This is a genomic window from Enterobacter sp. 118C5, from assembly GCF_034107645.1.
Lineage (GTDB): Bacteria > Pseudomonadota > Gammaproteobacteria > Enterobacterales > Enterobacteriaceae > Enterobacter > Enterobacter nematophilus.
Genome location: NZ_JAWNEU010000019.1, coordinates 24,890 through 44,843 on the forward strand (window position 1 = coordinate 24,890; position 19,954 = coordinate 44,843).

Here is a 19,954-nt window from a genome sequence, read left to right on the forward strand (position 1 = left end):
TCACCGCCCCCGTCCCGGCTCGCTATACTTCATATGGTTATCATATTGTTAAATGATAATGATATTTAATGTGTTAAGATGAAAGTCAGCATAAACAGTCTCTTACGCCACCGTTGGGACTGTTTGCATCCTCGACATTTAAATCAGCACCGGGGCGGTGAATGGAACACATTGTGTATGTGGTTGATGACGATGACGCCGTCAGGCAGTCCGTAATCGGGCTGCTGGAATCAGCGGGTCTGAACGCCATCGGCTTTTCATCAGCAGAAACATTTCTTCAACACCGGTTTGAGGATCTGCCGTCGTGCGTGATCCTCGACATGCAAATGCCCGCCATTTCGGGCTTCGAGGTGGCGGACGCGCTCAAAGACAGCGGGCGCGAGATCCCGATTATTTTTCTCACCGGCCACGGCACTATCCCGATGTCGGTGCGCGCCATTAAAGGCGGCGCGTACGAATTTCTCACCAAGCCCGTTGAATCCGCCGCGCTGATCGACGCCATTGAGTCCGCGCTGCAGCTGGCGGAAAACAACGCCGAGCGCAATAAAGAGCACTACGCCCTGAAGCAGCGCCATCTGTCCCTCACCCCGCGCGAGCACGAGGTGCTTGAGCTTGCCATCACCGGCAAGCTCAACAAGCAGATTGCCGCCGAGCTGGGCGTCAGCGAGATCACGGTGAAGGTGCACCGCCGCCGCGTGATGGAAAAAATGCAGGTGCGCTCCGTGGCCGAGCTGGTCAGGGCCGTTGAGCGCCTGACCAAAAGCCAGCCCGCGGAGTAACGTTTATCCTTCCTGCGCGGCCAGCGGCAGCGCGAAGGTAAACACCGTGCCGTGCGGCTCCCGGCGGCGCGCGCTCAGCTTCCCGCAGTGGCGCTCGATAATGCTGGCGCTGATGGTCAGCCCCATCCCCATCCCCTGCGGCTTGGTGGAGTAGAACGAGTCAAATATCTGCTCCAGCCGCTCGGGCTCAATGCCGCTCCCGGTATCGGCGATCTCGACAATCACTTTCCCGTCCGCGTTGGCGGTGCTGAGGATGATGGTGCTGGCGCGATCCTTCACCTCGGCCATCGCCTCTACCGCGTTCATCACCAGATTCAGCAGCACCTGTTGGATCTGCACGCTATCCCCGGTGATAAAGCTGTCGCTGGCGTTCAACAGATAATCAACGCTAATGTGTCTCTGCTCCAGCTCGCTGCGGGAAAGCGTGAGGATATGGCGGATCAGGTAATGCATGTCGATGCGCGAGAAGGTGGGATCCTGCTTGCGCGTCAGGGACTGGATGCTGCGAATGATCTCCCCCGCCCGCGCGCCTTCCGCGGCGATCTCCTCCAGCCCTTCACGCACTTTATCCAGCCGGGCGGGCTCGCGGCTGAGCCAGCGCAGGCTCGCCCCGGCGTTCGAGACGATCGACATCAGCGGCTGGTTGATCTCATGGGCGATGGAGGAGGTCAGCTGCCCGACGGTAGTGGCGCGGGAAACGCGCGCCAGATCCGCCTGGGCCACCCGCATGGCATCCTCCGCGGCGCGCTGGCTGGTGATATCGGTGATAATGCCATAGTACTCGTTCACCTCGCTGCCTACCCCTACCGGATCGCCAATCCCGAGGATGTAGCGGGTTGAGCCGTCGGTGCGCTTAATGCGAAACTCCGCGCGCATGGAGAGCCCGTCGCGCACGCTCTGGGTGACGATGGCGCTGATGCGGGCGTAATCGTCCTCGTGAACGAAGGTCAAAAACTCCGCCATGGAGATCATCTTTTGCTGGTCGGGCAGGCCGAGAATGCGGGCGTACTCTTCCGAGACAAACATCAGATCCTGCTCCAGCTCCCAGCGCCAGCTGCCGGTGTGGCTGATCTGCTCGCCCAGCATCAGCGAGGTCTGGCTGGCGCGCAGCTCTTTTTCCACCCGGCGGCGCTGAATGTTCTCCGCCAGCAGCTCGGCGTAGAGCCGCGCCGTCTCCAGGGAGACCGCGGCCTGCGCGCCCAGCAGGCTTACCACGCGCGAGTGCTCGGCGGTGAAGACCTCCGGCATCAGGCGGTTTTCCAGGTAGAGCACGCCCACCAGCCGCGCCTGTTTGAACATCGGGACGCACATCACCGCCGCCCCCGATGTCACCAGATAAGGGTCCTGGCTGAAGGGGTGAAACTCCTCCGGCCTGCCGGTGCGGATCTCCTGCCCGGTGCGGATCACCGCGGCCAGCACCGACAGCGGCATGTCGGTCGCCATCGGCACGTCTTTCAGGATCCGCACCCGCACGCCGTCGGTGCTGGTCCAGGCGCTGGCCTCGATCTCCGGGATCAGGTTATCGCTCACGCGAAGCAGCAGGCCGCGCTGCGCCCCGGCGCGTTCGAGCAGGATGGTCATCAGGTTTTCGATCAGGCGCTCAAGATTGATCTCTTCCGACAGCGCGCGGGAGGCTTTGATCACGCTCTGCAGATCGCGGATCGTCTCGTTCTGGGCAAACGCCACCGTGTCGTAGGCGCTGGCCTGCCCGGAGGCCAGCAGGTGCGGGAAATCCTGCTCCAGCTGGCGCACCTTGGCCTGCGCGCCCGCGCGGCCCCAGGCGGCAATTGAGCCGCGGAAGTGCGCGTCTGACGCGGTCGGGTAGCCGCAGGCCAGCGCAAAGCGGCCCGCCAGCTCGTGGGCCAGGGCGTTAATCGGGTTAAAGCCGCCCTCGCGGGAGAGCCGGACCGCCTTCTCGTACTGCTCAAGCGCAATGCTGTTCATCCCGTCCAGACGGACAATTTCGGCGTAGATCAGCGCCTCTTTATCCGCGAACGTGCCGGGATTAATGCGCGCCCAGAGGGCGATTTTGTCGTAGTGGGCGTGAATGCTGCGGCGGTGGTTCGCCGAAAACGTCTCCGGCGTCAGCTGACGGGAGAGCGCCAGCGCGCTGTAAAGATGGTAATCCAGCAGATGGATATGGCCCGGTGCAGACCACGCGTACCAGCCCGCCATCTCAAGATCCGCCTGCGCGTCGGCATACTCCCCGCAGGTAAAGTGCGCCATGCCGCGGTAGAGCCAGTACCAGAACAGCATGGTGGAGGTCTGCTCCGGGGCCTGCTCCGGCGACGCGGGAAGCAGCGCCTCGGGCAGCGCCTGCGACGCGGTCCAGGTGCCGATCGTCGGCGTGCGCAAAAACTCCACGAAGGTGCGCTGGAGCATCAATATGGTTTCAACGTCCTGGAAGTGGGTTTTACGCACAAACGCCAAGCCGCGATCGATGCTGGTCAACACCCCGTCCAGGTGATCGCCCCGTGAGAGGAAGTTAATAACCTGATGGCAGGCCGCAAAGCAGGCCACCGTCATATCACCGTGGGTCACTGCGGCGGTGAAGCAGGCTTTTGCGCACTCGATGGTAAACGATAAAGGCTGGGTCCAGACGCTGAGCTGGTCGAGGGGCAGCAGGGTTTTAGCTTCGAACGCGTCGTAGCCGTGGCGGTTTACCAGCTCTCGGGCCAGCGTGCCGTACTGGAACCCGAGGCGATACTCGGCGTAGCGGTGGCCAATCAGCACCCCAAACCAGGCCATCGCCGTGGTGGAGGCGCCGGTAATGCCGTGGTCGAGGGTGAGGTGCATCATGCGGCAGAGCAGCAAAAAATGCAGGCGCGGGCAGATGAAGCTGGCGCAAATGCTGGCGCTGTAGAGCAGGTTCATCACCGCTTCGGTTTCCGGGTTATCCATCCGCGAGAGCTGGGCAAAAAGGTTTTGCGGCGCGTCGCCCGTGCGGTTGCAAAAGAGCGCCCAGGCCTCGTCGCAGTCGGCGTCTTCCGGATGGCGGCCAATCTGAATACCAAAAATCCCCAGCCAGCAGAGCGCCGCCTCCAGCGCCAGACGGCTGTCCGACTGGCGAGTGTACACCTCCACCAGCAGGTTGGCCGCCAGCGCCTTTTCGGTCAGCCCGCCGGGGCAGCCGAGAATGGCGTCACACAGCTCGCGGGTCCGCTCCAGGTGCCCCAGCGCAAACTCGCAGCCCGCCTCTTCGATATCAAGCATAAAATCTGAGACCGCCCCGGCGTTGCCCAGCGCTCTGGCGGTCTGGAGGTAGCTGAGCGCCGAAAGATAATCTCCCGTGCGCTTCGCCCGTCGCGCGGCCAGCAGGCTCAGCTCGCGGAACATCTGCCGCTGCGGCGCGGGCTGAATGCTGTCCAGCGCGGCCGTGACGTGGTGAACGGCGCGGAACAGCAGTTCGTTCCCCGCCGCCTGACGCGCGGCGTCGGCCAGCAGGCTGGCGGTGGTCAGGTGAAGATGGCTTTTCTCATGCTGATCCAGCAGCGCAAAGGCGGCCTCCTGCACCCTGTCATGGGTGAAGGCGTACTCTTTTTCCGTCAGCACGATGAGCTGGGCCATCACCGCCGGGTGCAGCGCATAGCGAATTTCTGCCACCGACACCCCGACCACGCGGCATATCATCTCCAGTTCGCCCGTGCCGCCGAGGCAGGCAATGCTGCCCAGCAGGCGGCGCGTCTCGTCGGGCATCTCTTCGAGCTGCTCCAGCACCAGGGTAACGACGTTTTCGGTGTAGTGTCGGGCGCGGATCGCCTGCAGATCGTAGTGCCACTTGTCCTGATATTTGTTGTGCACCACCAGGCCGTCATCCACGATGCGGCGGAAAAACTCGTGCACAAAGAGCGGGTTGCCCCCGGTTTTCTCGTGGATCAGCGTGGCGAGGTCGGACGTCGCCGCGCTGCGGGTACGAAATATCGTCGCCAGCCAGCGCGCCACCGCCTTCACGGACAGCGCCTGCGGGATAATTTCAGTCGCGTTTTGCGCCGCCTCCGGCAGGCTCGCCAGCTGCTGTTGCAGTGTCGGTTCGGACAACGAACCGATATCGCGGTGGGCGACCACCAGCAGCAGCGGGATAGCGCCGCAGGTCACCAGCAGATGTTTCAGCGTGTGCAGGCTGGCGGCGTCGCTCCACTGAAGATCGTCAAGCACCAGCACCAGCGGGCAGCCCTGAGTGGCAAAGGTTTTCACCAGCGCCAGCACCATATGGCTGAAGCGCGCCCGGGCATCAATGGAAAACGTATCCGCCGAGAAGCGCGGCTTGCTCTCAAGGAGCAGCCCCAGCTCGGGCACCAGGCTGACGGCCAGCGCCTCGTACCCCTCCAGGGCGCGGGACAGGCGGATTTTCCACTTCGCCACGTCTTCCGCGGGCAGCCCCAGCAGGTGCAGCGTCAGGGTGCGGAACGCGGAGCTTAATACGCCGTAGGGCAAAGACGGCGAGAACTGATCGACTTTCCCCACCGCCAGCAATACCTGACGCTGCTGCAGCGTTTTGAGCGCCGTCGCGATGATGGACGATTTGCCGATCCCCGACGGCCCGCCGATCGTCACCAGCTCCGGCACCATGCTCTGCCCCACCCGCTCAAACGCGGCAATGACGTCATTCGCCTGCGGGTGCGTCGCGAACAGGGTGTCCGCCAGATGGATCGCCGGGGTGCGGTCCTGCTGGCCGGGCGTAAAGGCGACGATCTCGCCCTCGCAGGTCAGCGTCGCCTGGCAGCGGCGGAGATCGGCAATCAGCCCGTCGACCGTCTGGTAGCGGTTATCGGGGTGCTTTTCCAGCAGCTTGAGGATGATGGTCGACAGCATTCCCGGCACGTCCGGGCGAATCACGTCCGGGGCCAGCGGCTCCGAGGCAATATGGTAGTGCGCCCAGTTGGTTTGATCGTGCTCCCCCAGCTCAAACGGCAGGCGTCCGGTCAGAAGTTCATACAGCACCATGCCGAGGCTGTAGAGATCGCTGCGCCCGTCAACGGGGCGGCGGGTGCGGGTGGTGTGCTCTGGCGACATATAGGCGGGCGTTCCGCCTGAAACGGCAAGCCGGGTCTGGGAGAAGGCACCGGAGAGGCTGCAGGAGAGGCCAAAGCTGCCCAGACGGCAGGTGGCATCGTGATGAACAAAAATACTGCCGGGCTTGATATCGCCGTGGATCAGGTTTTGCAGGTGCATCTGGCGCAGGGGAGCGCAGATCTGGATCGCCAGCTCGATAAAGCGCGAGATCCCCGAGATCGCCCTGCCCGCGCGCCGTGCCAGCAGTTCAAACGAAAACGGCGCATACACCAGCGCGAAGCGTCCCCGGTACTGGGTGGAGGCAACGGCGCGGATGGCCCAGCTGTCCTGCAGCACGTCGCGCAGGGCAAACTCGTTTTTCAGCAGCCGGGTGGCCCGCTCCTCTTCTTCGTCGCTCACCGCGGTGGCAATGATGAACGAGCCGCCGGAATGGGGATGGCGCGCGTTCATCCAGGAGATACCGCCCTCCTGCGCCAGCACGGTAAAAATCACATCCTCTTTAAGGACAAAAACCCGCCCCTGGTGAAGATTCCCCTGGGCGGGCCAGAATGCAGGCTGCTCGTGTTCGTTCATCCGCGATCCTTATCGTCGGCGGGCCAGCTCCCGCTGTATATGATCCAGCAGAATATCGATGTTAATGGGTTTACGCAAAAATGCAGCGGCGCCCAGGCTAAGAGCGTACCGCTGCATATTTTCATCAGCATGACCGGAGATAAAAATCACCGGCGGAGGCGGGACGGCCAGCAGCCGCAGCTTTTCATACAGCTCCAGGCCGCTCATGCCCCGCAGCTTGATATCGGCGATCACCAGCGCCGCGCCGGACAGGGCGAGCGGATGGCTCAGAAATACCTCTGCCGAATCAAACGCGTCGGCGGCATAGCCTTCCGACTCCAGGAGATTACTCAGCCCGCTGCGGACGGAACGTTCGTCATCAATGATGGCAATGCGCCACGGCAGCGTCATGCTGTCTTTCCTCAAAAAAATCATTAAACGTCGCGATCGTCCTTCGCGGGCGCGGGGGGCGCCGTGCCGCTGATTTTCGGCACGCATTCGTGACGAAACCAGGCAAGGGTAAGCGGTTCGCGACTCAGTAAACGCCGTCCCACCGGGATGAGCTGTTCACCCACCAGCATGCCAAACAGGCCAAGCAGGGCGACAACCGGCGGTGCCGGGGAATGAACGTCGAGCAGGGCGTAAATTACCCCAGCAACCACGCCGCACACCAGCGAAATTATCCATGCTTTCATGACGACGCTCCCGTCTGCGATTTAGCCTGCGGAACCGTCACCTGAGGAGGCGGCGTGCCGTCGCGGGATAACAGATGGCGCGTCGCCTGTTCACCCGCCAGCATCCCGAGCAGGCCAATCAGCGCCAGCGCGGGCGGCGCGGGGGAGCGCACCTTCAGCACGGCATACATCAGGCCAATCAACACGCCTGCGGCAAGGGATATCAGCCCAGTACTCATTGTGAACTCCAGAGAAAGAGGCAGCGGCGAGCCGGATGAGGGACCAGCCCGCCAGCGGAACTTAGCGAGCCGGGACCGGCGCTAGGGTGCGGTGCTCGCTCTTCTGGCGAGACGGCGCTTTGTGCACCATGGTGTAGGCATAATCCACGCCCATGCCGTACGCGCCGGAGTGCTCGCGCACGATATCCATCACCGCGGTGTAGGTCTCTTTACGCGCCCAGTCGCGCTGCCACTCCAGCATCACCTGCTGCCAGGTCACCGGGATCACGCCCGCCTGGATCATGCGCTGCATCGCGAAGTCGTGGGCCTCTTTGGAGGTGCCGCCGGACGCGTCCGCCACCATATAAATTTCGTAGTCGCCTTCCAGCATCGCGCACAGGGCAAAGCTGTTGTTGCACACTTCGGTCCACAGGCCGGCCACCACCACCTTCTTCTTGCCGTTGGCCTTCAGCGCGTCGCGCACCTTCTGGTCGTCCCAGGAGTTCATGGAGGTACGCTCCAGAATGTCCTGGCCCGGGAAGACGTCCAGCAGCTCCGGATAGGTGTTACCGGAGAAGCTTTCGGTCTCTACGGTGGTGATGATGGTCGGGATGTTGAACACTTTGGCCGCTTTTGCCAGCGCCACGGTGTTGTTCTTCAGCACCTGGCGGTCAATAGACTGCACGCCAAACGCCATCTGAGGCTGGTGATCGATAAAGATGATCTGACAGTTCGCAGGGGTTAACACTTCGAGCTTTGAAGAGGTCATAGCATTTTCCAGTGGTTAAGGGTAGAAATCGCCGTGAGTGCCACGACGATAAAGTCACCCTCATCCTGCGGTTTTCCGTCGCCGCGCGTAATTATCTCTTCGTATAGTTAACCTTAGGTATAGTTATACTTTGGTATACCTATCCTATTGTATAACTGGATCTTTGCCGAAACCGATTCCCATAATCCTGACCATTCCCCCTCTCAGTCAGGAGCAGTTATGGTTACCCTCGGTAAAGCCGATCTTATTCTGGTTAACGGCCAGTTTCACACCGTCGATCGCGAGAATCCTGTCGCGGAAGCCGTTGCCGTGCGCGACGGAAAATTTCTGGAAGTGGGTACCGTCGCCGAGGTGATGCAGCACCACTGCGACGGCACCAAAGTTGTTGATCTAAAAGGCCACACCGCCATCCCCGGCCTGAACGACTCCCACCTGCACCTCATTCGCGGCGGGCTGAACTACAACCTCGAGCTGCGCTGGGAAGGCGTGCCGTCTCTGGCCGATGCCCTGCGGATGCTGAAAGAGCAGGCCCTGCGCACGCCGTCGCCCCAGTGGGTGCGCGTGGTGGGCGGCTGGACCGAGTTCCAGTTTGCCGAGCGCCGCATGCCGACCCTGGACGAGATTAACGACGCCGCGCCGGACACCCCGGTCTTCATCCTGCACCTCTACGACCGCGCCCTGCTCAACCGCGCCGCGCTGAAGGTGGTCGGCTACACCAAAGACACGCCCAACCCGCCGGGCGGCGAGATCCAGCGCGACGCCAACGGTAACCCGACCGGGATGCTGATTGCCCGTCCGAACGCCATGATCCTCTACGCCACGCTCGCCAAAGGGCCGAAGCTGCCGCTGGAGCAGCAGGTCAACTCTACCCGTCAGTTTATGCGCGAGCTGAACCGCCTGGGGCTGACCAGCGCCATCGACGCGGGCGGCGGCTTCCAGAACTACCCGGAAGATTACGAGGTGATTGCCGAGCTGCACGAGAAAAAGCAGATGACCATCCGCATCGCCTACAACCTGTTTACCCAGCGTCCGGGCCACGAGCTGGAGGACTTTGAAAAATGGACCGACATGCTCACGCCGGGCCAGGGCAGCGACTTCTTCCGCCACAACGGCGCAGGGGAGATGCTGGTCTTCTCCGCCGCCGATTTTGAAGACTTCCTCGAACCGCGTCCGGACCTCGCGCCGGGCATGGAGGACGAGCTGGAGCGCGTGGTGCGCCATCTGGTGGAGCACCGCTGGCCGTTCCGCCTGCACGCCACCTATAACGAGTCTATCAGCCGCATGCTGGACGTCTTCGAGAAGGTGAACCGCGACATTCCGTTCAACGGCCTGCACTGGTTCTTCGACCACGCGGAAACCGTTACCCAGGCCAACATCGACCGCATCAAAGCGCTCGGCGGCGGCATTGCCGTGCAGCACCGCATGGCCTTCCAGGGCGAGTACTTTGCCGAGCGCTACGGCATCGAAGCCACCCGCCACACGCCGCCGGTGGCAAAAATGCTCGAGACCGGCGTGCCGGTGGGCTTAGGGACGGACGCCACCCGCGTGGCGAGCTACAACCCGTGGACCGCGCTCTACTGGCTGGTCTCCGGCCGCACCGTCGGCGGGATGCAGATGTACGACCACAGCGCCCGTCTGGACCGCGACACCGCCCTGATGCTCTGGACCCAGGGCAGCGCGTGGTTCTCCAGCGAGCAGAACCAGAAGGGGCAGATCAAGGTCGGCCAGCTCGCGGACCTGGCGGTGCTCAGCAAAGACTACTTCCGCGTGCCGGAAGAGGAGATCAAGGGCATTGAGTCCGTCCTGACGGTGGTGAACGGCGATATCGTCTACGCCGCAGGCAGCTTTGGCCCGCTCGCGCCGCCGGCCATTCCGGTTTTGCCCGAGTGGTCCCCGGTGGTGAAAGTGCCGGGCCACTACCGCAGCGCGCCGCCGCAGGCCGCACGCGTCGGCATGAGCCCTGTTCACCACTGCAGCGGGCCGTGCGGGGTTCACAGCCACCAGCATGATTTCGCCCGCACGTCAGAGATGCCGGTGTCCGACGATAACGCTTTCTGGGGGGCGCTGGGCTGCAGCTGCTTTGCATTCTGATGAAAAACACCACTATGCCGCCCCGGATCGACCTGGGGCTGTTCTTCCTGCGCCTGACCGGCAGCCTGCTGCTGCTCTACGTGCACGGCCTGCCGAAGGTGCTGCACTTCAGCGAAGAGCTGACGCGCATTGAAGATCCGTTCGGCTTCGGACCTTACGCCAGCCTGATCCCGGCGATCGTCGCCGAGGTGATCTGCCCGCTGTTTATCATTGCGGGCGTGTACACCCGCCTGGCGTGCCTGCCGATTATCGCCGTGCTGCTGGTGGCGATGCTGGCGGTCCACCCGGACTGGTCGATTGCCGAAGGGCAGTTTGGCTGGCTGCTGCTGATTATCTTCACCACCCTCGCCCTCACCGGGCCGGGCCAGTGGCGGCTGCAGCGTAAGGCAGCGGAGAGGTTCGCATGACCCAGGTTAACGACGTTCGCGACGCACACGTCGAGACGACGCCCGCGCAGGCGGTTTCGCCGTGGCAGCCGCTGAGCCAGCCGGTGTTCCGCATGCTGTGGATCGCCACGGTGGTCTCTAACGTCGGCTCATGGATGAGCGACGTCGGCATCAACTGGAGCATGCTGACCCTGAGCGCCGATCCTTTGGACATCGCGCTGGTGCAGGCGGCAAGCAGCCTGCCGATGTTCCTCTTCGCCCTGCCGTCCGGGGTGATGGCGGACATCGTCGACCGACGTAAATACCTGCTCTTCTCCCAGCTGTGGGTGTTCATCGCCGCCGCCGGGCTGACGGTGCTCTCCTTCACCGGACACGTTACCCCTACCGTTCTGCTGGTGGCAACGTTTCTGCTGAGCGTGGGCGCGGCGATGAGCTCGCCGCCGTTCCAGGCCGTGGTGCCCGATCTGGTGAGCAAGCCGGAGCTGGGCGCCGCCGTGGCGCTGAACTCGCTCGGGGTGAACATCAGCCGGGCGATAGGCCCCGCGCTGGGCGGCTTTTTGCTGTCGCTCGCCGGGCCGTGGATGGTGTTTGCTCTGAACGCGCTGTCCGTGGTCGGCGTGGCGTGGGTGCTGTGGCGCTGGCGTCCGGCGCCGTCCGTGCAGCGTCTGCCGCCGGAGCACTTCTTCTCCGCTGTGCGATCCGGCATTCGCTACGTGCACGCCGCGCCGGTGCTGCGCAACGTGCTGGTGCGCACGGTGGCCTTCTTCGTTTTCGGCAGCGCGGGCTGGGCACTGCTGCCGCTGGTGGCGCGCCGCGAGCTGGGCTTAGGCCCGGCGGGCTACGGGGTGATGCTGGCCTGCATCGGCCTGGGGGCGATTGCCGGGGCGATCCTGCTGCCGCGCCTGCGCCAGCGGCTGAACGCCGACCGCCTGATGGTGGCCGCCAGCCTGACCTTTGCTCTCACCATGCTGGCGCTGGCGTTCGTGCGTCACATCTGGCTGCTGAACCTGTTTGAGTTTTTCACCGGCTTCGCGTGGATTGCGGTGCTCTCCACCCTCAATCTCGGCGCGCAGCGCAGCGCCGCCCGCTGGGTGAAGGCCCGCGCGCTGGCGGTCTACCTGACGGTGTTCTTCGGCTCGATGACCACGGGCAGCGCCATCTGGGGGCAGATCGCCTCGCAGTTTGGCACCCCAACCTCGCTGGTGGTCGCCACGCTGGGCATGGTGCTGGCGAGCGCAACGGTGTTCCGCTGGAAGCTCGAGAAAGATCCCGATCTGAACCTCGACCTCAGCGGGCAGCCGCTGGACGGCGTGGAGATCGACCTGCCGAACGAGCGCGGCCCGGTGCTGGTATCGCACGAGTACATTATCGACCCGCAGAACGCGAAGGCCTTCCTCGAGGCGGTACACGAGCTGCGCCGGGTGCGCCGCCGCGCCGGGGCGATGAGCTGGGCGGTGTACGAAGATATTGAGCGCCCCGGTCTGTTTATCGAGACCTTCCTGATGGGCTCCTGGATTGAGCATCTGCGCCAGCAGGAGCGCCATACCATGAATGACCTCCTGCTGCAGAGCCGCGTTCTGGCTTTTCATCAGGGCACAACATCACCGGCAATTCGCTATCTGGTCGCGCCGGTATAACCATAACCATCACCTGTACAGGAACACACTATGGCAACGTTTAAGGCAAAAGACGGCACGCAGATTTACTACAAAGACTGCGGCGCGGGCAAACCGGTTCTCTTCAGCCACGGCTGGCCGCTGGACGGCGACATGTGGGACAGCCAGCTTAACTACCTGGCGGAGCGCGGCTTCCGCGCCATCGCCTTTGACCGTCGCGGCTTTGGCCGCTCGGATCAGCCGTGGAACGGCTACGACTACGATACCTTTGCGTCCGACATCAACGACCTGATTACCACCCTGGACCTGCGCGACGTGACGCTGGTGGGCTTCTCCATGGGCGGCGGCGACGTGACGCGCTACATCAACAACTACGGCAGCTCACGCGTCGCCGGGCTTGCGCTGCTGGGCGCGGTGACGCCGATCTTCGGTAAATCCGACTCCTTCCCGCAGGGCGTGGATCAGAGCGTGTTCGACGGCATTCGCGACGGGCTGCGTAAAGATCGCGCCCAGTTCATCAGCGACTTCGCCACCCCGTTCTACGGCACCAACGCCGGGCAGACCGTCTCCGCCGGCGCGCTGACCCAGACGCTGAACATCGCCCTGCTGGCGTCCTTGAAGGGCACCATCGACTGCGTGACCGCGTTCGGCGAAACCGACTTCCGCCCGGATATGGCGAAAATCGACGTGCCGACGCTGGTGATCCACGGCAGCAACGACCAGATCGTGCCGTTTGAAAGCACCGGCAAGCTTGCGGCGGAAATGATCAAAAACGCCACGCTGAAGGTGTACGACAACGCCCCGCACGGCTTCGCGCTGACCCACCAGGACCAGCTCAACGAAGATCTGCTGACCTTCGTGAAGTCGCTGTAATAGTATCGGCCGGTTGAAGGGTCGCCGTCACCCGGCTGCAAAATAAAATAACGGATCGGGGGGAATATGACTGTATTTCCCCTGATGATATTTCTAAATTCTTAAAAAAGTATTATTCCTGGATATCCGTCAGGGGTATATTCTGATTTATAAAAGCAAGGTGGTAAGAAATGATATTATTAAAAATAATATTACTTACCTGCATAGAAGGCCAATCTTCGCAGGAGATGTTTATGTTCAATGAGTGAAAAAGCACATGTTAAAATCTTTCTTTCTTTTTATATTGTTAATGGTCGCGGCTGCAAATTGCCAGGCAAATGGTTGTGCCATAGCTAATAGCTATCCCGTCTTCAGTTTTACCGGGCCAATTACGGTAAGCCCTTCAGCTGCCATAGGTTCGGCGATTGCGACCGGACAAACTCAAATGTCAATCACGGATATTGGCAGAGGAGGTTCTGCTGCCATCTTTGGGTGGGCCGCATCAGGGGTAAGTGGTGTGACTTTCTCTCAAAACGGAGCACGGGTTGTTAAAACAAATCTTTCTGGGATAGGCATATCGGTATGGAGTGATAACAGTATACCGACCCCAGCGAATGTTTCCCTTGTGGTCAACCAACCAAAAACAGGTGGGACAAATACCCATAACATCTATTATGCTCTGGTTAAAACCTCCAATGTAATATCAAGCGGCACGTTAAATTCTCTCATCTTCTCAAACATCACTTTCGTCTGCTCTGGAGATAATGCCAATAACGTTGAAGTCATACAAGTGCCTATTTCTATCACAGGCTCGCCAACAGTGTCCTTAAAAGCCTGTACCGTTAATAACACCGCGATTAACGTTCCATTCGGCATGACAAAAAACAGCGCCTTCACCGGCATCGGCAGCACGGCCAACACGCAAACGTTTAATATCTCTTTAACCTGTTCACAGGCAACGAACGCCAAAATCACCCTCTCCCCCGGAAGCAGCGGTGCGTTTAACGCGGCAAACGGCGTGATTAATCTCGACCCGGCGACAACGGGTACGACGGCCACCGGCGTGGGCATTCAGCTTTTATATAAAAATACCGCAGCGCCGTTGAACAGCGCCATCAGCGTCGGTTCCATGACCGCCGCGGGAAACATGACGGTGCCCTTAAGCGCGCGCTATTACCAGACGGCGAGTAAGGTTACGGGCGGCGTGGCGAACGGAACGGCCACCTTTACTATGACCTACAACTGAGAAAAAACCAGCCCGTGAGGGTCTGGTACATTGGGTTTACAGAAGGGTACCGAAGCGGTCAGACGGCAGGTTACGCACGGAAGGATGCGCGGTACTCAGGGCATAAACATCAAACGAGCTGTACTCGTCGTTGGCAAACTTGCCCTTAGTGTGCAGAAAATCGATGTAGGCGCCCTTCGCCCCTTTCACTTTGGTCAACAGCGCTTCAGCAAGCTTCATCTTGCAGTACAGCTCGAAGGTGCTCATCACGCCCAGCTTATGCATCGCATTCCGTTTATGCAGGCTTTGCGTTTTCGACAGCGTAACGCCCTGCCCGGTATACATAATAAAATCCAGCGTACTCATTTCCGTCGAGGTCAGGCGTTCGAAGATATTTTTCTGGCGCGGACAGAATGACGGCTGCTTCGATATTGTCGCCATTGCGCTCAGCAATTTTTCAATCAACACATCCTCTTTCGCATCCAGCGTAATAAAGCAAACGTTTCTGTCAAAAAAAAGGCCAGAAAAAATACGCTTTATGGTCGGGGTGCAAAAAATCACGGCATTATCTGCATCCAGCAACGCTGAAGAGCGAGGCAAATAGATACAGTCTGCATCATCCGGCAGAATAAACACCTTGAGCATGTCGAGGCTATATTTTTCTGCGCGCAACGTTCCGAGGTTTTTCGCGAAAAGCGCGGACATGCTCTCTTTATAGAAGGTATTCTCGGTAACAATCTCAATATTCATTTGATATCACTCACTCAGCCAGTGGCACATCATGGAAGTCAGCGGCTCGCGTCATCTCTGTTGATCTAAAACAAGAATCCAGGCGCTTCGCTTCACACGTTTTTTGATGTGCCAACGATACCCCTAAAATTTATCTGGCCGGAATTTAAATCCATAAACAGCAAATAAATACATATTTTTATCTACTATTTATAACTTTATAGATTTTTACACCATTGCAGAGCAGTGAGTGTTAAAAACACAGGCGCAATGTGGACGCGAAACGAAGAGAAGCAACTGAGATTTTTCAGGTATTTTGCACGTTTTCCAGGCGGCAAATCTGCTTTTATCTCTGCCGACACGATCCAAAAAAAGATCGGGAATGCCCTCTGAATTCGGGATTAAACGCCAGGAAAGTAAATATCATGCACTGACTGAAACTATTATCAGGCGATAGAAAACATGGTTAAAACAATATTCAAATTCTGATTTATGAATTTATTTATGGGCGCCAAAATGCCATGTGCTCGACTATTCCGAAAGCTAAAAAGATTACATTTCCGACAAATAAAAAATCACCCTTAAAATTCATATAGATACATAATCAGGCAGCAAAAACCCTGACTTATCCACTTCACTCCCAGTAGTTATATAAACCACAATAAGCGCTTAACGCACACAAAAAACAGTATCATCCACCAAAAATCACAACCCATTCAGACAAAAATCAAATTTTGCTGCTTAATCCACCTTCTCCACCTCAACACAAAAATGGACATATTGTGATCCGGTTTAAAAAAAATAGAATGAGTCCCGTCAGCAGGAAATGCATATGGACAGGGATCGTTAAGACACCGAGCCTGAGAGTATTACCGCTTGTATAAACATCGCTTGCTTGCAGGTGAATATTATCAGTGCACTTTACTGGAAGGCAGAGTACTGCTGGCATCTCCATTCCGTTATTCACCAACACCAGGGAATCGGAATTTAGCCTTAATAAAAATAAAGCTCCTCCGGTAATAATCCGGACGGAACCAGGAACCGGACTATGAAAAAGCAATTTATCGCATTAAGCATTATGGCAGGCCTGTTCACCGCGACCGCAGTGAACGCGGCAGACGGCACCATCAACTTCACCGGTAACATCACCGATGCAGCCTGTACCGTTGATTCAACCTCTGCAAGCCAGACCGTTAACCTCGGTACCGTTGCCGCAACAGCGTTTAGCGCTGCGGGCGTAACTGCTGCACCAACGGCGTTCACCATCGATCTGACCAGCTGCCCAAGCACTGTGACTGCGGCATCCGTTAAGTTCGACGGTACCTCCGATACCACCAACACCCAGATCCTGAAACTGTCTACCGACAGCACCGCGACTGGCGTTGGCGTGGCTATCTATGAAAAAGACGGCAGCACGCTGGTGCCAATGCACACTACGTCCGCTAAGCAAACGATCGACAGCTCGCTGACGACTAACAGCCTGGCGTTCGTCGCGAAATATATGTCTACCGCAGCGTCTGTTACAGCAGGTACTGCGAACGCAACGACTGACTTCACCATCGCTTACAACTAAGCGTTGTCTGGCAGGCCGGGCACCCGGCCTGCCCTTTTCCCATCTCTGTTCATTCATCACCAGGAGGAACTCATGCGCTGGTTTTCTGCCTTTTGTCTGGCAGGTCTGTTACTGAATTCAAGCCAGACCTTTGCTGGCGTCATCGTTGGCGCAACGCGCGTTGTTTTTAATGCGGATAAACGTGAAGCCGAGCTGACGGTTGAGAACCCAACCAAGTCTATCCCGTATCTGATTCAGTCATGGATAGACAACTATTCCGAGTCCGATGCCCAAAAAACGCCGTTCACCATGACGCCGCCGCTGTTCCGTCTGGATCCGGGCCAGGAGAATATCCTGCGAATTATCCCGACCTCCACGGCGCTGCCGCAGGATCGCGAATCGGTATTTATGGTTAACGTGAAATCGATTCCGTCATCGGATGAATCCAACAAAAACCAGCTGCAAATCACCGTGCGCACGCGCATCAAGCTCTTCTGGCGCCCAGCTGCGCTGAACAATGACGACGCGGCAAAAGCCTATGAAGCGCTGACCTTTAGCCGGCAGGGTGACAACGTGGTGGTGAACAACCCGACCCCCTATTACGTATCGTTTTATAGCGTGAATATCGGCGGCAAAGAGATTAAAGACGCTGGCATGGTTGCCCCACGCGGCACGCTCGCGCTGAAAGCCTCTAATGGCGGCCTGGTTCGCTGGAAAGCGATCGACGACTTCGGCGGTATCACCAAAGAGGCTCACGCCACGCTCTAACCCATTCCAGAACGTAGCCAGTCACCCCACCCATCGACAAAAACAACAATACGGGACCGTTATGAAACCTTTTGCGGACGTTCACCTGTGCAAAATGCCGCCCTTTACATTGTCGCTGCTGGCCTGCCTTATTCCGGGCCTGATTGTCGCCCATCCTGTACTGGCACGGGACTACTTCAACCCAAACGCCATCGATCTGCGTAACGGCGGACAAACGGCCGATCTGGCAAGCTTTGCCGAAACCGGCGGGCAGGCGCCGGGGGTATATCACGTCAATATCTATGTGAACGGGGAGCAGGTTGAAACCCGCGACGTGAATTTCGTGTCCGAAGAGGGCAAGCTGCGCCCAGAGCTGACGCTCGCCCAGCTGAAGCAGTGGGGTGTGCAGGTTGCGCTCTTTCCTGAACTGGTCAGCCTTAAAGATGACGCGGTGATTACCGAGCCGGGGAAATACATTCCCCAGGCCGATACCTCACTGAACTTTAGCCAGCAGCGTCTGGATATCTCCGTGCCGCAGGCGGCGATGGGGAATCAGGTGCGCGGATATGTCGATCCTTCGCAGTGGGATCACGGCGTGCCGGCATTTTTGCTGAACTACACCTATAGCGGATCGCAGACCGACTACAAGCGTCAGAGCGGAACCTATGAAAGTAACTTTTTAAACCTGCGCAGCGGCGCCAACTTTGGCCCGTGGCGTTTGCGTAACTACTCCACCTGGAGCAGCACCAGCAACACCGGCTCGAAGTGGGATTCGGTCAACAGCTATTTGCAGCGCGACATCCAGAGCCTGCGCGCCCAGCTAACGATGGGTGACAGCAACACGCCGGGCGAAGTGTTTGACAGCGTGCAGTTTCGCGGGGTGCAGCTCGCCTCCGACGATAACCAGCTGCCGGACAGCCAGCGCGGCTTTGCGCCGATCGTTCGCGGGATCGCCCAGTCGAACGCGCAGATCACCGTGCGCCAGAACGGCTACATCATTTATCAGTCGTATGTCCCGCCGGGGGCATTCGCCATTAACGATCTCTACCCGACCGGCTCTCAGGGCAACCTCGATGTGACCATTCGTGAAGCCGACGGTCGCGAGCAGCGCTTTGTTCAGCCCTACTCCTCCCTGCCGATCATGCAGCGTGAAGGCCAGCTGAAATACGGCGTCGTGGGCGGTAAATACCGCAGCAACGTGTCAGGCTCCCGGGAAATGGAATTCGGTCAGCTCAGCCTGATTTACGGCCTGCCGGCGAATACCACGCTGTACGGCGGCGTGATTGGCGCGGGGGATTATCAGTCGGCGGCTCTCGGTATCGGCCATGGCTTTGGCGAGCTGGGCTCCGTTTCAGCGGACGTGACCCAGTCCAGAACCAAAATGCGCGATGACAGCAAAGAGCAGGGCCAGTCGTACCGTATCCAGTATTCAAAAGATATCGCGGAGACCGGCACCAACTTTACGCTGGCGGGCTATCGCTACTCGACCAACGGCTTTTATGACTTCCAGGAAGCGAACGAAATGGTGTCAAACGGGGAACCGGGCACCTTCTGGTACGGGCACAAACGCAGCCGTACCCAGCTCAACATCACCCAGACGCTCGGGGATTACGGCAGTTTTTATCTGTCTGGTTATGACCAGCGCTACTGGGGACAAAACGGCAGCGAACGTAACCTGGCGGTGGGCTACAGCGTCAATCTGTGGAACATGACCTGGGGTCTTAACTACACCTGGACCCGCCCGGCAGACAAAGGGCCGGACAACCAGCAGCTAGCCTTCTCGCTGTCGATCCCGCTGGGTAAATGGCTGCCGAACGCCAACGCCTACTACAGCGTGACCACCGACAAACAGCATAAAACGGTGCAGCAGGCCGGCCTGACCGGGACGGCGCTGGCCAATAACAACCTGAACTACAGCATCAGTCAAGGTTATACCAACAAGGGTGAAGGAAACAGCGGTTACGCCACGGCGGACTACAAAGGCACCTACGGTGAAGTGACGGGCGGATATAACTACTCCCAGGATACGCGCCAGGTGAACTACGGTCTGGCGGGCGGGATTATCGTCCATCCGTATGGCGTTACGCTGTCTCAGCCGCTGGGCGATACGGTCGCGCTGGTCAGAGCGCCGGGCGCATCCGGTACGCTGGTTGAAAACCACTCTGGGGTGAAAACCGACTGGCGCGGCTACGCCGTTGTACCGTACGTGAGTGCCTACAAACGTAACCGTGTAGCGCTGGATACGCAGACTCTGGCGGAGAACGTGGATGTGGATCTGAAAACCCAAAACGTGGTGCCAACCCAGGGTGCGGTGGTGGTCGCTGACTTTAAAACCCGCGTCGGTTCGCGCGTGCTGATGACGCTGCTGTTTGGCGGCAAACCGCTGCCGTTTGGCGCGCTGGTAACGCTCGACGGCGAGGAGGGTTCCGGAACCGGGATTGTGGGCGACGGCGGTCAGGTTTACCTGAGCGGCGTGCCGGATAAAGGCGCTCTGGTGGCGAAATGGGGTAACGGCAACGGCCGTACCTGTCGCGCAGACTTTGTGCTGCCACCGCAGAAAAAAAACGAAGCATCGCTGCGGTATCTCGACAACGTGGCGTGCCGTTAGCGCTGAGCAGCAACGTTAACGTGCCGCTTTCTGCACGCTACTACCAGACGGCCACCGCGGTGACCGCAGACCAGGCCAACGGCACCGCGACGTTCACCCTGACCTACAATGAGTTTTTACCCCGTTAATAACGTGACCAATAT

16 protein-coding genes are annotated in these 19,954 nt (G+C 59.4%); 10 read left to right on the forward strand and 6 right to left on the reverse strand.

The annotated features are described in order from the left end of the window. The first annotated feature begins 161 nt into the window (after positions 1-161). On the forward strand, positions 162-779 hold the full coding sequence (locus UTO39_RS20805) for a response regulator transcription factor (RefSeq protein ID WP_061099372.1): 618 nt from the start codon (positions 162-164) through the stop codon (positions 777-779). Between the two features lie 3 nt (positions 780-782). Here UTO39_RS20805 and UTO39_RS20810 read toward each other — a convergent pair whose 3' ends face one another. The 5 genes from UTO39_RS20810 to UTO39_RS20830 form a co-directional block, all read right to left on the reverse strand. Next, on the reverse strand, positions 783-6,365 hold the full coding sequence (locus tag UTO39_RS20810) for an ATP-binding protein (protein WP_320727975.1): 5,583 nt from the start codon (positions 6,363-6,365) through the stop codon (positions 783-785). 9 nt (positions 6,366-6,374) lie between these two features. After that, positions 6,375-6,755, reverse strand: a complete 381-nt coding sequence (locus tag UTO39_RS20815) for a response regulator transcription factor (protein WP_253540519.1) — start codon at positions 6,753-6,755, stop codon at positions 6,375-6,377. Between the two features lie 23 nt (positions 6,756-6,778). Then, positions 6,779-7,039: a XapX domain-containing protein gene (locus tag UTO39_RS20820; protein WP_010427264.1), complete on the reverse strand. Its 261-nt coding sequence runs from the start codon at positions 7,037-7,039 to the stop codon at positions 6,779-6,781. Further along, positions 7,036-7,257 carry a DUF1427 family protein gene (locus UTO39_RS20825; RefSeq protein ID WP_061099375.1) on the reverse strand — a complete coding sequence of 74 codons (222 nt, stop codon included), beginning with the start codon at positions 7,255-7,257 and terminating at the stop codon, positions 7,036-7,038. Before UTO39_RS20825 ends, UTO39_RS20820 begins: the two co-directional genes overlap by 4 nt. 61 nt (positions 7,258-7,318) lie before the next feature. Continuing rightward, positions 7,319-8,005 (reverse strand): hydrolase, encoded by a 687-nt coding sequence (locus UTO39_RS20830; RefSeq protein WP_023331928.1) that lies wholly within the window; start codon positions 8,003-8,005, stop codon positions 7,319-7,321. A 219-nt stretch (positions 8,006-8,224) separates the two neighbouring features. On the opposite strand from UTO39_RS20830, the gene UTO39_RS20835 reads away from it, so the two are divergent. From UTO39_RS20835 to UTO39_RS20855, 5 genes are all read left to right on the forward strand, one after another. Beyond that, positions 8,225-10,096 (forward strand): amidohydrolase, encoded by a 1,872-nt coding sequence (locus UTO39_RS20835; RefSeq protein WP_320727976.1) that lies wholly within the window; start codon positions 8,225-8,227, stop codon positions 10,094-10,096. Continuing rightward, positions 10,096-10,503 carry a DoxX family protein gene (locus UTO39_RS20840; RefSeq protein ID WP_061099377.1) on the forward strand — a complete coding sequence of 136 codons (408 nt, stop codon included), beginning with the start codon at positions 10,096-10,098 and terminating at the stop codon, positions 10,501-10,503. The genes UTO39_RS20835 and UTO39_RS20840 overlap by 1 nt, the downstream gene beginning before the upstream one ends. Further along, a complete protein-coding gene (locus tag UTO39_RS20845; protein WP_320727977.1) occupies positions 10,500-12,119 on the forward strand; it encodes an MFS transporter in 1,620 nt (539 codons plus the stop codon). The genes UTO39_RS20840 and UTO39_RS20845 overlap by 4 nt, the downstream gene beginning before the upstream one ends. A 30-nt stretch (positions 12,120-12,149) precedes the next feature. After that, positions 12,150-12,971 (forward strand): alpha/beta fold hydrolase, encoded by an 822-nt coding sequence (locus UTO39_RS20850; protein ID WP_248058302.1) that lies wholly within the window; start codon positions 12,150-12,152, stop codon positions 12,969-12,971. Positions 12,972-13,227: 256 nt separating this feature from the next. After that, the gene (locus UTO39_RS20855) at positions 13,228-14,196 is read left to right on the forward strand and encodes a fimbrial protein (RefSeq protein WP_320727978.1); all 969 of its coding nucleotides are present in this window, start codon (positions 13,228-13,230) and stop codon (positions 14,194-14,196) included. 36 nt (positions 14,197-14,232) lie between these two features. Here the strand turns inward: UTO39_RS20855 and UTO39_RS20860 are convergent, their stop codons facing one another. Further along, positions 14,233-14,925: a hypothetical protein gene (locus UTO39_RS20860; RefSeq protein WP_320727979.1), complete on the reverse strand. Its 693-nt coding sequence runs from the start codon at positions 14,923-14,925 to the stop codon at positions 14,233-14,235. 1,027 nt (positions 14,926-15,952) lie between these two features. Here UTO39_RS20860 and UTO39_RS20865 point away from each other — a divergent pair. The 4 genes from UTO39_RS20865 to UTO39_RS20880 all read left to right on the forward strand — a co-directional run bounded on the left by UTO39_RS20865 (position 15,953) and on the right by UTO39_RS20880 (position 19,939). Next, on the forward strand, positions 15,953-16,477 hold the full coding sequence (locus UTO39_RS20865; protein WP_320727980.1) for a fimbrial protein: 525 nt from the start codon (positions 15,953-15,955) through the stop codon (positions 16,475-16,477). Between the two features lie 72 nt (positions 16,478-16,549). Then, positions 16,550-17,224 (forward strand): molecular chaperone, encoded by a 675-nt coding sequence (locus UTO39_RS20870; RefSeq protein WP_320727981.1) that lies wholly within the window; start codon positions 16,550-16,552, stop codon positions 17,222-17,224. 61 nt (positions 17,225-17,285) lie between these two features. Beyond that, complete coding sequence (locus UTO39_RS20875; RefSeq protein ID WP_320727982.1) at positions 17,286-19,811, forward strand: fimbria/pilus outer membrane usher protein; 2,526 nt, start codon at positions 17,286-17,288, stop codon at positions 19,809-19,811. Beyond that, positions 19,802-19,939 carry a hypothetical protein gene (locus UTO39_RS20880; protein WP_320727983.1) on the forward strand — a complete coding sequence of 46 codons (138 nt, stop codon included), beginning with the start codon at positions 19,802-19,804 and terminating at the stop codon, positions 19,937-19,939. Before UTO39_RS20875 ends, UTO39_RS20880 begins: the two co-directional genes overlap by 10 nt. Positions 19,940-19,954 lie beyond the last annotated feature (15 nt).